Genomic DNA, 13,724 nt, shown 5'->3' on the forward strand with positions numbered 1-13,724 from the left:
GCCGCGGGCTCCGCGCCGGCCGCGGCGCAAGCCACGCCGCCCGCCGCTGCCACGTCTGCCGCGCCCGCCCCGCCGTCCGCCGCCGAAGGCGCGCAGCCGACCGGCGCCGCGGTGCCGGCGAAGGCCTATACGCCGACGCCGCAGCAGGTCCGCTACGGCAACGCGATCGCGTTCCGCACGCTGATTCCGTCGCCGCTGCTCGAACAGCTCACCGCGAACGAATACGCGCAGATCGTGCAGACGGCCGCCGACAGCAACCGCCTGCTGCCCGCGAACCAGCCGCGCGTGAAGCGCCTGCGTGCGATCGTCGCGAAGCTCGCGCCGTATTCGGTGAAGTGGAACGACCGCGTGAAAAGCTGGGCATGGGACGTCAATGCGATCCGTTCGCGCGACATTCGCCTGACCTGCCTGCCGGGCGGCAAGGTGCTCGTGTACGGCGGCATGCTCGAGCGTGTGCGCCTGAACGACGACGAGCTCGGCGTGCTGCTCGCGCACGGCATCGCGCATGCGCTGCGCGAACACGCGCGCAGCAACTTCGGTGCGACCTCGCAGACGTCGCTGCGCGCGGCCGCGCTGCCGCCGCTGTTCGGCGTCGGCGATCCGCTGCCGCAGGCGCTGAACCTCGGCGAGCGCCTGCAGTCGCTCCACTACGATCCGACCGACGAGACCGAAGCCGACGTGATCGGCGGCGACATCGCCGCCCGCGCGGGCTTCGATCCGCGCGCGGCGATCACGCTGTGGGACAAGCTCGCGGCCGCGACGCGCGCGAACAAGGCGACGGGTTTCATCTACACGCATCCGTACGGCGCCGCGCGCCGCCAGGATCTGCTGAACCGGCTGCCGGACCTGATGCCGCTGTACGCGAAAGCAACGGGCAAGCGCGTCGAATCGCTGCCCGACTACGCGGGCATCAGCGCGCAGCGGCGCAAGGTCGTGCGGCGCTGAGCGCTACGCGTGCGCGTCGGCCATCGCCGGGCGCACGCCGCTGTCACGCATCCAGCGCACCTCGTCGCCGGGGCTGCGGCCGAACAGCCGCTTGAACTCCCGGCTGAACTGCGATGCGCTCGCGTAGCCGACCCGCGCGGCCGCCGCGCCGGCGCCGAGCCCGTCGCGCACCATCATCAGCCGCGCCTGGTGCAGCCGCGCGGTCTTCACGTACTGCATCGGCGACGTCGCCGTCACGTGCTTGAACTGCGCGTGGAATACCGCGAGGCTCATCCCGGCTTCGCGTGCGAGCGTCTCGACGTCGAGATCGGCCTTCAGCTCCGCGTGAATGCGCCGCAGCGCCTTCGCGATGCGGCCGAAATGGTGCTGCTGCACGAGCGCCGCGCGCATCGCGTCGCCCTGCTCGCCCGTCAGCACGCGATACGCGATCTCGCGCATGATCGCCGGCCCGAGCACGCGCGTGTCGTGCGGCGACGCGAGCGCTTCGAGCAGCCGCACGACGGCATCGGCCAGCGGCGCATCGAGCGGCGTCGAGTACACGCCGAGCGGCTCACTGACCGCCGCGCCGAGCGTCTCGTCGAGCAGGATCGCGAGCTCGGCGATCACCGCGAGATCGACACGGATCGAGATCGCGAGAAACGGCTCGTCCGTGCTCGCGAACGTCTCGCATTCGAACGGCAGCGGCACCGACAGCACCAGGTATTGCTGCGCGTCGTACACGAACGAACGGTCGCCGAGATAGCCGAGCTTGCGCCCCTGGCACACGACGATGATGCTCGGCTCGTACAGCACCGGCATGCGCGGCACGGGATGCGTCACACGGATGAAGCGCACGCCGTCGAGCGCCGCGAGCGTGTCGCCCTCGTTCGGCGCGAGGCGCGTGTGCAGCTCGATCATGCGGCGCTGCAGGCGTTCGCCCGCGTCGGCCAAAAGGGGCTGGAAGCTCATCGGCGTGGTCCTGTCCGGCAAGAGAATCTGGCTCGCAATGTAGCACCTGGAACGTATTTTGACGGCCGTTCGCGGCAAATTCGAGAGGAATAGGCAAATCTTCCAGACCTTCGTGTATTTCGCCGCGGCGCCGCGCTCCTTACGATGAGGGCCTGTCTCGCCGCATCGCCACAGGGTGCGGCGGCAGTCTGTTTCGCCGGATGTTTTCCGGACAAGGAGCCCATTGCATGAGCACGACCTATGCCTACGCGGCGACCGATTCGCAATCGCCGCTCGCCCCGTTCGAATTCCAGCGTCGCGCGCTGCGCGACCTCGACGTCCAGATCGACGTCCTCTACTGCGGCGTCTGCCACTCGGATCTTCACCAGGCGCGCAACGAATGGCGCAACACGATCTACCCGGTCGTACCGGGCCATGAAATCGTCGGACGCGTGACCGCGACCGGCCCGCAGGTGTCGCGCTTCAAGGTCGGCGAGCTGGTCGGCGTCGGCTGCCTCGTCGATTCGTGCCGCACCTGCGCAAGCTGCGAAGAAGGCCTCGAGCAGTATTGCGAGAACGGCTTCGTCGGCACCTACAACGGTCAGGACCGCGTGACGGGCGACATCACGTACGGCGGCTATTCGACGCAGCTCGTCGTCGACGAGGCGTTCGTGCTGCGCGTGCCGGACACGCTCGACCCGGCCGGCGCCGCGCCGCTCTTGTGCGCGGGGATCACGACCTACTCGCCGCTGCGGCAGTGGAACGTCGGCCCCGGCAAGAAGGTCGGCATCGTCGGCCTCGGCGGCCTCGGCCACATGGGCGTGAAGCTGGCGCGCGCGATGGGCGCGCACGTCGTGCTGTTCACGACGTCGCCGTCGAAGATCGACGACGGCAAGCGGCTCGGCGCGCACGAAGTGGTGATCTCGAAGGACGAAGCGCAGATGAACGCGCACCTGAACAGCTTCGACTTCATCCTGAACACGGTCGCCGCGCAGCACGACCTGAATCCGTTCCTGAACCTGCTGAAGCGCGACGGCACGATGACGCTCGTCGGCGCGCCGGAGCACGACCATCCGTCGCCGCAGGTGTTCAACCTGATCTTCAAGCGCCGCCGCCTCGCGGGTTCGCTGATCGGCGGGATCGCGGAAACGCAGGAAATGCTCGATTTCTGCGCGGAGCACGGGATCACGTCCGACATCGAGACGATTCCGATGCAGCAGATCAACGCCGCTTACGAGCGGATGCTCAAGAGCGACGTGAAATACCGGTTCGTGATCGACATGGCGTCGCTCAAGCAGTAAGCGCCGCGGCAAACGAAACGGGCCGCCTGTCGGACAGGCGGCCCGTCTTGCATCCGGCGACCGGACGAATGGCTCGGCGGCTGCGCGCCAGGCGCGGCGCCGGCCATCACTTCGCGTAGTCGTAGTCGATCGTCAGCGGCGCATGGTCGCTGAACTTGATGTCCTTGAAGATCGACGTGCGTTTCGCGGTGCCGGCCACGCCCGGCGTCGCGATCTGGTAATCGATCCGCCACCCGACGTTCTTCGCGTACGCCTGGCCGCGGTTGCTCCACCACGTGTACTGCTCGGGACGCGGGTCGAGCGTGCGGAACACGTCGACGTAGCCGACGTCGTCGAACAGCTTCGTGAGCCACGCGCGCTCTTCCGGCAGGCAGCCCGAGTTCTTCTGGTTGCTCTTCCAGTTCTTGATGTCGATTTCCTTGTGGACGATGTTCACGTCGCCGCACAGGATCACCTCGCGCTTCTTCTTCAGCGCGGCGAGGTGCGGCATGAATTCGGCCATGAAGCGGTACTTCGCCTGCTGGCGCTCCTCGCCGCTCGAGCCGGACGGCACGTACACCGACACGACCGACAGCTTGCCGTAGCGCGCCTCGACGTAGCGCCCTTCCGGATCGAATTCGCTGCTGCCGAAGCCGATGATCACGTCGTCGGGCTCGCGGCGGCTGTACACGCCGGCGCCGCTGTAGCCCTTCTTCTCCGCGTGGTGGAAATAGCTCTTGAAGCCGTGCGGCTCGACGAATTCGGCCGGCAGGTCGTCGGCCGATACCTTGATTTCCTGCACGCATACGCAATCGGCGTTCTGTTCGCCGAGCCAGTCGAAGAAGCCCTTCTTCGCGGCGGAGCGGATGCCGTTCAGGTTGGCGGTAATCACTCGCATCATGTCGGGTTCCGTTCAGTTCGATGTTTTTACAGGGTTAACGGATCTTCACGCCTTCGAGCTCGGGCTTCGGCGGCGGGAATTCCAGCTTCATGTCGGTCATCGTGCGCAGCAGCAACTCGGCGATCATCACGTTGCGGTGCGTCTTCGAGTTCGCCGGGATCACGTACCACGGCGCATGCTCGGCCGACGTCGCGGCGAGCGCGTCACGGTACGCGGACTGGTAGGCGTCCCAGTGCTTGCGCGCGTCGAGATCGGCGATGTCGAATTTCCAGTGCTTGGTCGGATCGTCGATGCGCGCCTGCAGCCGCTCGCGCTGCTCGTCCTTCGAGATGTGCAGGAAGCACTTGACGATGGTCGTGCCGTTCTCGAACAGCATCGTCTCGAAATCGCGGATCTGCCGGTAGCGGCGCTCGCACTCCTTGTCGCCGATCGCGCCGAGCACGCGCGGCACGAGGACGTCCTCGTAGTGGCTGCGGTTGAAGATCGTGAGCTCGCCCGCGGCCGGCACCTGCGCATGCACGCGCCACAGGAAGTCGTGCGCGGCCTCGATCGGCGTCGGCGCCTTGAACGGCACGATGCGCAGGCCAAGCGGATCGACGTCGCGAAACACCGCGCGCACGGTGCCGTCCTTGCCGCTCGTATCCATGCCCTGCAGCACGAGCAGCACGCGCTTCTTCTGCTGCGTGTGCAGGCGCTCCTGCTGCACGTCGAGCTCGGTCGACACGGCCGACAGCCGTTCGCGGTCGGCCTCCTTCGAGCCGGACGAAAACGGCTTCGCGGCCGGGTCGAACGCGTCGAGCTTGAATGCGGCGGCTTCCTTCTCGCGCGTGCTGTACGGCACGCGGAAATCGTCGAGCGACGGTTGTTTCGCCATTCGTTCCTCCGTTGGGCGGTGCGATGCATACGATAACGCATCCACCAAATGCGACGGGCCGCCCGAACGCGTTCGGTGCGGCCCGTCGTCAAGCGCGGGTCAGGCGCGCGCGCATGCTCAGCCGAGCTTCTTCTTCAGCAGTTCGTTGACCTGCTGCGGATTGGCCTTGCCCTTCGTCGCCTTCATCGCCTGGCCGATCAGCGCGTTGAACGCCTTTTCCTTGCCCGCGCGGAATTCCTCGACCGACTTCGCGTTCGCCGCGAGCACTTCGTCGATGATCGCTTCCAGCGCGCCGGTGTCGGAGATCTGTTTCAGCCCCTTCGCGTCGATGATGCGATCGACCGCGCCTTCGTCGGTCGCCTTCTCGTCCCAGATCGTCGCGAAGATTTCCTTCGCGATCTTGTTCGAGATCGTGCCGTCGGCGATGCGCTGCAGCAACAGCGCGAGCTGCGCGGCCGACACCGGAATCGCGTCGATCTCGATGCCGTCGCGGTTCAGCTGCGACGACACGTCGCCCATCAGCCAGTTCGCGGCGATCTTCGCGTTCGCCGCGCCGGCCTTCGCGACCACCGCCTCGAAGTACGCGGCCATCGCCTTGCTCGACGTCAGCACGCCCGCGTCGTACGCGGACACGCCGTATTCGTCGACGAAGCGCTGCTGCATCGCGGCCGGCAGCTCGGGCATGCCGGACTGCACGCGCTCGATCCAGTCCTGGCCGATCACGAGCGGCATCAGGTCGGGATCGGGGAAGTAGCGGTAATCGTGCGCGTCTTCCTTGCTGCGCATCGAACGCGTCTCGCGCTTGTCCGGATCGTACAGGCGCGTTTCCTGCACGACTTCGCCGCCGTCCTCGATCAGCTCGATCTGGCGACGCACTTCGTAATTGATCGCTTCCTCGAGGAAGCGGAACGAGTTCAGGTTCTTGATTTCCGCGCGCGTGCCGAACTTCTCCTGGCCGACCGGGCGCACCGACACGTTCGCGTCGCAGCGGAACGAGCCTTCCTGCATGTTGCCGTCGCAGATGCCGAGCCACACGACGAGCGCGTGCAGCGCCTTCGCGTACGCGACGGCCTCGGCGGCGCTGCGCATTTCCGGCTCGGTGACGATCTCGAGCAGCGGCGTGCCCGCGCGGTTCAGGTCGATCCCGGTCATCCCGGCGAAGTCTTCATGCAGCGACTTGCCCGCGTCTTCCTCGAGGTGCGCGCGGGTCAGGTTGACCGTCTTCTCGTACGCGGGCTTGCCGGCCTTTTCGTTGGCGGGCACCTGGATCGTGATCCGGCCGCCCTGCACGACCGGAATCTCGTACTGACTGATCTGATAGCCCTTCGGCAGATCGGGGTAGAAATAATTCTTGCGCGCGAAGATGCTGCGCGGCGCGATGGTCGAGCCGATCGCGAGGCCGAAGCGGATCGCGCGCTCGACCGCGCCGCGGTTCAGCACCGGCAGCACGCCCGGCAGCGCCAGGTCGACCGGGCACGCCTGCGTGTTCGGCTCGGCGCCGAACTGCGTGGATGCGCCCGAGAAAATCTTCGAGACGGTCGACAGTTGCGCGTGCGTCTCGAGACCGATGACGACTTCCCACTGAGTAGCCATATGCTTACACCCCCGCCGGAACTTGCTTGTGCCAGTCGGTCGCGCGCTGGAACGCGTCGGCAACCTGCAGCATCCGGGCTTCGTTGAAATAGTTGCCGATGATCTGCAGGCCGACCGGGCGCTTCGCGTTCGCGCCCGCGCCGAAACCGCACGGCACGCTCATGCCGGGCAGGCCCGCGAGGCTCACCGACAGCGTGTAGATATCCGCGAGATACATCTGCACCGGATCGTCGCCCTTCGCGCCGAGATCCCATGCGACCGTCGGCGACGCCGGGCCCATGATCACGTCGCAGGACTTGAACGCTTCCTGGAAATCGTTCGCGATGATGCGGCGGATCTTCTGCGCCTGCAGGTAGTACGCGTCGTAGTAGCCGTGCGACAGCACGTAGGTGCCGACGAGAATCCGGCGCTTCACTTCCGGCCCGAAGCCTTCGGCGCGCGACTTCTTGTACATGTCGAGCAGGTCGCCGTACTGCGCGGCGCGGTGGCCGAAGCGCACGCCGTCGAAACGCGACAGGTTCGACGACGCCTCGGCCGGCGCGATCACGTAGTACACGGGGATCGACAGTTCCGTCTTCGGCAGCGACACCGGCACGAGCGTCGCGCCGAGCGCTTCATACTGCTTGAGCGCCGCATCGATCGTCGCGCGCACGTCGTCGGCGAGGCCGGCGCCGAAATACTCGTTCGGCAGGCCGATGCGCAGGCCGGCGAGCGGCTTGCCCGCGTCGTTGCCGGCCGCCCACGGCTGGCCGAGGTGACGCGTGAAATCTTCGTCGTCGCGCTCGAGGCTCGTCGAGTCGCGCTCGTCGAAGCCGGCCATCGCGTTCAGCAGCAGCGCGCAGTCGGACGCGCTCTGCGCCATCGGGCCGCCCTGGTCGAGCGACGACGCGAACGCGATCATCCCGTAGCGCGACACGCGGCCGTAGGTCGGCTTGATGCCCGTCACGCCCGCGAACGACGCGGGCTGGCGGATCGAGCCGCCGGTGTCGGTGCCGGTCGCGGCCGGCGCGAGGCGCGCGGCGACGGCGGCCGAGCTGCCGCCCGAGCTGCCGCCCGGCACCGCGTCCGTGTCCCACGGGTTCTTCACCGCGCCGAACGCCGAGTTCTCGTTCGACGAGCCCATCGCGAACTCGTCCATGTTGGTCTTGCCGAGCGTGACCATGCCGGCCGCCTGCAGGCGGGCGACCACGGTCGCGTCGAACGGGCTCTCGTAGTTCGCGAGCATCTTCGAGCCGGCGGTCGAGCGCCAGCCGCGCGTGACGAACACGTCCTTGTGCGCGATCGGCAGGCCGGTGAGCGCGCCGCCCGCGCCGCGGGCGAGCTCCGCGTCGGCGGCTTTCGCCTGCGCGAGGGTGAGGTCGGCGTCGACGTGGACGAACGCGTTCAGGTCGCGCGCGGCGTCGATCCGTTTCAGATAGTGCTGCGCGAGCTCGACGGCCGAGCATTCCTTGGCGGCGAGCGCGGCGCGCAGTTCGGTCAGGCTTTTTGCGTGCATTGAGTGGTTTTCCTGGGAATTCTGGGTGGCGCGCGGCGCTGGACGGCCGGCGCGCTTGTCATCGAATGCTTACTCGATCACCTTCGGCACGAGATAGAGGCCGTCCTGGACGGCCGGCGCCGGACGCTGGTTGTCGTCGCGATTGACGAGCTCCGTCACGGCGTCGTCGCGCAGGCGCTGCGCGACTGCCTGGATCTGTTCGATCGGGTGGGCGAGCGGCGCGATGCCGGCGGTGTCGACCGCCTGCATCTGCTCGACGAGGCCGAAGAATTCGTTGAGCTGGCCGAGCATGTGCTCGGCGTCGGCGTCGGCCATTTCGAGTCGCGCCAGGTGCGCGATGCGTTTCACATCGGTCAGGGTCAGGGCCATGCGATCACCGGAAAAACAAGGCTGCGCAGTGCATCGAAGCAGCACTGCGGCGGGGGGTTGGAGGGTGCGATCCCACCCTCAAAAATCGGGGCCGAAGCGGCAAAAATACCGCCCGTTTCGATTCAAATACCGTGAAATTATAAGGTATCATTACGCGTTCGACCCAAACCCGGCAGCCTTTTCCCGCACCGTTTCGCCCTGTTTCGGCAAGCCGTGCGTGCTTCGTGCGATCCCCGGTAGACATCACTCGCAGCTTCGTGCGCCGCGGCGGCCGCTTCCGCCACGCTTCCCGAGGCTGTTATTTTTTCCGCTGCCGCCCTCAGCGCTCGCTATGCAGGGCCGGCCCAGAGCGAAACAGGATTCTGAATGTTCGGTTTTTTGCGCAGCTACTTCTCCAACGATCTCGCGATCGACCTCGGCACCGCAAACACCCTGATCTACATGCGCGGCAAGGGCATCGTGCTCGATGAGCCGTCCGTCGTGTCGATCCGCCAGGAAGGCGGCCCCAACGGCAAGAAGACGATCCAGGCGGTCGGCAAGGAAGCCAAGCAGATGCTCGGCAAGGTGCCGGGCAACATCGAGGCGATCCGCCCGATGAAGGACGGCGTGATCGCCGACTTCACCGTCACCGAGCAGATGATCAAGCAGTTCATCAAGACGGCGCACGAGTCGCGCATGTTCTCGCCGTCGCCGCGCATCATCATCTGCGTGCCGTGCGGCTCGACCCAGGTCGAGCGCCGCGCGATCAAGGAAGCCGCGCACGGCGCCGGCGCATCGCAGGTCTACCTGATCGAGGAGCCGATGGCGGCCGCGATCGGCGCGGGCCTGCCGGTATCGGAAGCCACCGGCTCGATGGTCGTCGACATCGGCGGCGGCACGACCGAAGTCGGCGTGATCTCGCTCGGCGGCATCGTCTACAAGGGCTCGGTGCGCGTCGGCGGCGACAAGTTCGACGAGGCGATCGTCAACTACATCCGCCGCAACTACGGGATGCTGATCGGCGAGCAGACCGCCGAGGCGATCAAGAAGGAAATCGGCTCCGCGTTCCCGGGCTCCGAAGTCAAGGAAATGGAAGTGAAGGGCCGCAACCTGTCGGAAGGCATCCCGCGCAGCTTCACGATCTCCAGCAACGAAATCCTCGAAGCGCTGACCGATCCGCTGAACCAGATCGTGTCGTCGGTGAAGATCGCGCTCGAACAGACGCCGCCGGAACTCGGCGCCGACATCGCCGAACGCGGGATGATGCTGACGGGCGGCGGCGCGCTGCTGCGCGACCTCGATCGCCTGCTCGCGGAAGAAACCGGCCTGCCGGTGCTCGTCGCGGAAGATCCGCTGACCTGCGTCGTGCGCGGTTCGGGCATGGCGCTCGAGCGCATGGACAAGCTGGGCAGCATCTTCTCGTACGAGTGATCGCCCAGTGATCGCCTAGGCAGTCCCGTTTGATATGACGCACCCGCGGCGTGGCCGGATCGCTCGTTCAGAACGAACCGCCGCGCCGTTTGCGCGTCTGAGCATTATTTAACCGATCACACGCGCCCGGCGCCGACCATGGAATACAGTCCGCCGCCCCTCTTCAAGCAAGGTCCGCCCGCGCTCGCGCGGCTCATCTTCTTCGTCGCCCTCGCCATCGCGCTCCTCGTGTCGGACGCGCGCTTCAGCACGCTCGAAATCGTGCGCGGCGTGCTCGGCACCGTGCTCTACCCGCTGCAACGCGCGGCGCTCGTGCCGCGCGACCTGTTCATGGGCGCGGCCGACATCGCCGTCACCGGCGCGTCGCTGCGCCACGAGAACGACGACCTCCGCAAACGCAACCTGCAACTGTCCACGCAGGCCAACCAGGCCGCGGTGCTTGCGCAGGAGAACATCCATCTGCGCGCGGTGCTCGAGCTGCGCCAGCACATCGCGACGCAATCGACGCCGGTCGAGATCCAGTACGACACGAGCGACCCGTTCACGCAGAAGATCGTGATCGGCCAAGGCTCGCAGCAAGGCATCCAGGACGGCTCGCCCGTCGTCAGCGAGGACGGCGTGGTCGGCCAGGTCACGCGCGTGTTCCCGCTGCAATCCGAAGTCACGCTGGTCACCGACCGCGATCTCGCGATTCCCGTGCAGGTGCTGCGCACCGGCCTGCGCAGCGTGATCTACGGCACGCCGAAGGGCGATTCGCTCGACCTGCGCTTCGTGCCGACGAGCGCGGATCTCGTCGCCGGCGACGAGCTCGTCACGAGCGGCCTCGACGGCGTCTATCCGCCCGGGCTGCCGGTCGCGAAGGTCGTGCGCGTCGACAAGCTCGCCGATACCGCGTTCGCGCGCGTGACCTGCGCACCGGTCGCGGCCGTGCGCGGCGCGCGCCAGATGCTCGTGCTGCATTACCGGAACGACATCCCGCCGCGCCCGGCCGAGCCCGATCCCGCCGCCGAGAAGAACGCGAAGGGCAAGAAGGGCGCGAAAGCCGCCGCAAAGGGCGAGAAGGCCGAGAAAACCGACAAGGCCGACGCGAACGCGAAGCCGGCCGCCGCGGCCCAGCCCGGCGCGAAGCCGGCGCCGGCGCCGGCCCAGCCCGCCGCCGCGCCCGCGAAGCCCGCCGCCGGGCAATCTGGAGCCCAGCGATGAACCGCCCGCAATACATCCTGCAGCCGGTCAATCCGTACTTCATCGTCTTCAGCCTCGCCGCCGCGTTCCTGCTGAACCTGATGCCGTGGGGCCGCCTGCCCGGCGTGCCCGACTTCGTCGCGCTGGTGCTGCTGTTCTGGAACATCCACCAGCCGCGCAAGGTCGGGATGGGCGTCGCGTTCGCGCTCGGCATCCTGATGGACGTGCACGACGCGGGGCTGCTCGGCGAGCATGCGCTCGCCTATACGCTGCTGTCGTACGGCGCGATCACGATCCACCGCCGCGTGCTGTGGATGCCGATCGGCGTGCAGGTGCTGTACGTCACGCCGCTGCTCGTCGCCGCGCAGCTCGTGCCGTTCGTGATCCGCCTGCTGATGGGCGCCGCGTTCCCCGGTTGGCGCTACCTCGTCGACGGTTTCGTCGAAGCCGCGCTGTGGCCGATCGCGAGCCATCTGCTGCTGATGCCGCAACGCCGCCCGGTCGACCCGGACGATACGCGCCCGATCTGAGCCGGACCGACCTTGAATACCCGCCGCCCCCACGCCCGCCGCGCGCCGCGCTCCGGGGCGGCACCTCGCCCTCGCCCGCGCGCGGGCCAGATTGCCAGTAAATGACCGAATTCAACGACACCCAACAGCAGCTCTCGAGGTTCCGCCTGCGCGTCGCGGCGGCGGGCGTGTTCGTGTTCGTCTGCTTCGGGCTGCTCGCGAGCCGTTTCTTCTATCTGCAGTTGATGCAGCACGGCAAATACGCGCTGCAGGCCGAGGAAAACCGCATCTCGGTCGCGCCGATCGTGCCGAACCGCGGGATCATCACCGACCGCAACGGCGTGATCCTCGCGAAGAACTACTCGGCGTACACGCTCGAGATCACGCCGTCGAAGCTCGACGACACGCTCGACAACACGATCGACAAGCTGTCGGAGATCGTCCCGATCGACGCACGCGACCGCCGCCGCTTCAAGAAGCTGCAGGAAGACTCGAAGAACTTCGAGAGCCTGCCGATCCGCACGCGGCTCACCGACGCCGAAGTCGCGCGCTTCACCGCGCAGCGTTTCCGCTTCCCCGGCGTCGACGTGCGCGCGCGGCTGTTCCGCCAGTACCCGCTCGGCATGACGGCCGCGCACGTGATCGGCTATATCGGCCGGATCTCGAAGCGCGACCAGGATCGCATCGACGCGATGAGCGACGACAACGACAGCGACCCGGAACACTACGATCCGCGTCGCGACGCGAACAACTACAAGGGCACCGACTACATCGGCAAGATCGGCGTCGAGCAGAGCTACGAAACCGAGCTGCACGGGCTCACGGGCTTCGAGGAAGTCGAGGTGACGGCCGGCGGCCGGCCGGTGCGCACGCTGTCGCGCACGCAGGCGACGCCCGGCAACAACCTCGTGCTGTCGCTCGACATCGGGCTGCAGCAGGTCGCCGAGCAGGCGTTCGCCGGCAAGCGCGGCGCGCTCGTCGCGATCGAGCCGAAGACGGGCGACGTGCTCGCGTTCGTGTCGTCGCCGAGCTTCGACCCGAACTCGTTCGTCGACGGCATCGACCAGCAGACCTGGGACGAGCTGAACAACTCGCCCGACAAGCCGCTCCTGAACCGCCCGCTGCACGGCACCTACCCGCCCGGCTCGACGTACAAGCCGTTCATGGCGCTCGCGGGCCTGACGCTCGGCAAGCGCACGCCGGGCTGGGGCTTCCAGGACCCGGGCTACTTCACGTTCGGCGGCCACACGTTCCGCAACGACGTGCGCTCGGGCCAGGGCTGGGTCGACATGAACAAGGCGATCATGGTGTCGAACGACACCTACTTCTACATGCTCGCGCGCGACCTCGGCGTGAACGCGATCGCGAACTTCATGAAGCCGTTCGGCTTCGGCCAGATCACCGGCATCGACATCCAGGGCGAGGCGCGCGGGATCCTGCCGTCGACCGACTGGAAGAAGAAGGCGTTCAAGAAGCCCGCGCAGCAGAAGTGGTTCGACGGCGAGACGATCAGCCTCGGGATCGGCCAGGGTTACAACTCGTTCACGATCCTGCAGCTCGCGCACGCGACCGCGACGCTCGCGAACAACGGCGTCGTGATGAAGCCCCACCTCGTGAAGGAAGTCGAGGATCCGATCACGCGCGCGCGCCACCTGACGGTGCCGAAGGAAAGCGACGTGATCCCGCTGAAGGCAGCCGACATCGACGTCGTGAAACGCGGGATGGAGAACGTGATCGAGAACCCGTCCGGTACCGCGTACAAGGTGTTCCGCGGCGCGCAGTACCTCGCCGCCGGCAAGACCGGCACCGCGCAGGTGTTTTCGCTGCAGGGCTCGAACTACAAGGGCCACCTGCTCGCCGAGCACCTGCGCGACCACGCGCTGTTCATCGCGTATGCGCCGGTCGACCACCCGCAGATCGCCGTCGCGCTGGTCGTCGAAAACGGCGGCTGGGGCGCCCAGGCCGCCGGCCCGGTCGCGCGTCGCGTGCTCGACTACTACCTGGTCGAGCGCCAGAACCCGAAGAACGAAGCCGCGGCCGTGGCCGCCGCGGCGTCGGCCACCGAGCCGGTGAGCGCGCCCGTGGTCGGCGACACATCGAAGCCGGCCACGATCGCGGCCGGCTTCACCGCGCTGCCGCAGCCCGTCGTGCCGTCGGCAGCCAGCACGGCCGACGCGGCGTCGGGCGCCTCGGGCGCCTCGGGCGCCTCGGGCGCCTCGGGCGCGGCAGGCGCCAGCGC

General features: G+C 67.5%; 12 protein-coding genes. 6 read left to right on the plus strand and 6 right to left on the minus strand.

Features of this window, described 5'->3' with window-relative positions; translation table 11 throughout:
- On the plus strand, nt 1-945 hold a 945-nt coding region (locus QZM15_RS33750; protein WP_302108019.1), incomplete at its 5' end, for a M48 family metallopeptidase.
- A 3-nt stretch (nt 946-948) separates the two neighbouring features.
- Here the strand turns inward: QZM15_RS33750 and QZM15_RS33755 are convergent.
- On the minus strand, nt 949-1,893 hold the full coding sequence (locus tag QZM15_RS33755) for an AraC family transcriptional regulator (protein ID WP_059573626.1): 945 nt from the start codon (nt 1,891-1,893) through the stop codon (nt 949-951).
- A gap of 227 nt (nt 1,894-2,120) precedes the next feature.
- Between QZM15_RS33755 and QZM15_RS33760 the strand changes: the two genes are divergently transcribed.
- Nucleotides 2,121-3,173, plus strand: a complete 1,053-nt coding sequence (locus tag QZM15_RS33760; protein WP_059573625.1) for an NAD(P)-dependent alcohol dehydrogenase — start codon at nt 2,121-2,123, stop codon at nt 3,171-3,173.
- Between the two features lie 106 nt (nt 3,174-3,279).
- Here the strand turns inward: QZM15_RS33760 and QZM15_RS33765 are convergent, their stop codons facing one another.
- From QZM15_RS33765 to gatC, 5 genes are all read right to left on the minus strand, one after another.
- A complete protein-coding gene (locus QZM15_RS33765; protein WP_302108020.1) occupies nt 3,280-4,053 on the minus strand; it encodes an exodeoxyribonuclease III in 774 nt (257 codons plus the stop codon).
- A gap of 34 nt (nt 4,054-4,087) precedes the next feature.
- Nucleotides 4,088-4,927, minus strand: a complete 840-nt coding sequence (locus tag QZM15_RS33770; RefSeq protein WP_059646097.1) for a polyphosphate kinase 2 family protein — start codon at nt 4,925-4,927, stop codon at nt 4,088-4,090.
- 117 nt (nt 4,928-5,044) lie between these two features.
- On the minus strand, nt 5,045-6,520 hold the full coding sequence (gatB, locus tag QZM15_RS33775; RefSeq protein ID WP_302108021.1) for an Asp-tRNA(Asn)/Glu-tRNA(Gln) amidotransferase subunit GatB: 1,476 nt from the start codon (nt 6,518-6,520) through the stop codon (nt 5,045-5,047).
- 4 nt (nt 6,521-6,524) lie between these two features.
- On the minus strand, nt 6,525-8,015 hold the full coding sequence (gene gatA / locus QZM15_RS33780) for an Asp-tRNA(Asn)/Glu-tRNA(Gln) amidotransferase subunit GatA (RefSeq protein WP_104011809.1): 1,491 nt from the start codon (nt 8,013-8,015) through the stop codon (nt 6,525-6,527).
- A gap of 69 nt (nt 8,016-8,084) precedes the next feature.
- On the minus strand, nt 8,085-8,384 hold the full coding sequence (gene gatC / locus QZM15_RS33785) for an Asp-tRNA(Asn)/Glu-tRNA(Gln) amidotransferase subunit GatC (protein WP_059573621.1): 300 nt from the start codon (nt 8,382-8,384) through the stop codon (nt 8,085-8,087).
- A gap of 366 nt (nt 8,385-8,750) precedes the next feature.
- On the opposite strand from gatC, the gene QZM15_RS33790 reads away from it, so the two are divergent.
- From QZM15_RS33790 to mrdA, 4 genes are all read left to right on the plus strand, one after another.
- Nucleotides 8,751-9,794, plus strand: coding sequence for a rod shape-determining protein (locus QZM15_RS33790; protein ID WP_004189550.1), 1,044 nt, complete (start codon nt 8,751-8,753; stop codon nt 9,792-9,794).
- 138 nt (nt 9,795-9,932) lie between these two features.
- Nucleotides 9,933-10,997: a rod shape-determining protein MreC gene (gene mreC, locus QZM15_RS33795; RefSeq protein ID WP_059573620.1), complete on the plus strand. Its 1,065-nt coding sequence runs from the start codon at nt 9,933-9,935 to the stop codon at nt 10,995-10,997.
- Nucleotides 10,994-11,506 (plus strand): rod shape-determining protein MreD, encoded by a 513-nt coding sequence (mreD, locus tag QZM15_RS33800; protein WP_006477476.1) that lies wholly within the window; start codon nt 10,994-10,996, stop codon nt 11,504-11,506. The genes mreC and mreD overlap by 4 nt, the downstream gene beginning before the upstream one ends.
- A gap of 101 nt (nt 11,507-11,607) precedes the next feature.
- Nucleotides 11,608-13,724, plus strand: a 2,117-nt coding sequence (gene mrdA, locus QZM15_RS33805) for a penicillin-binding protein 2 (RefSeq protein WP_302108022.1), incomplete at its 3' end; no start/stop codon positions are given.

The organism is Burkholderia sp. AU44665 (assembly GCF_030504405.1).
GTDB lineage: Bacteria > Pseudomonadota > Gammaproteobacteria > Burkholderiales > Burkholderiaceae > Burkholderia > Burkholderia semiarida.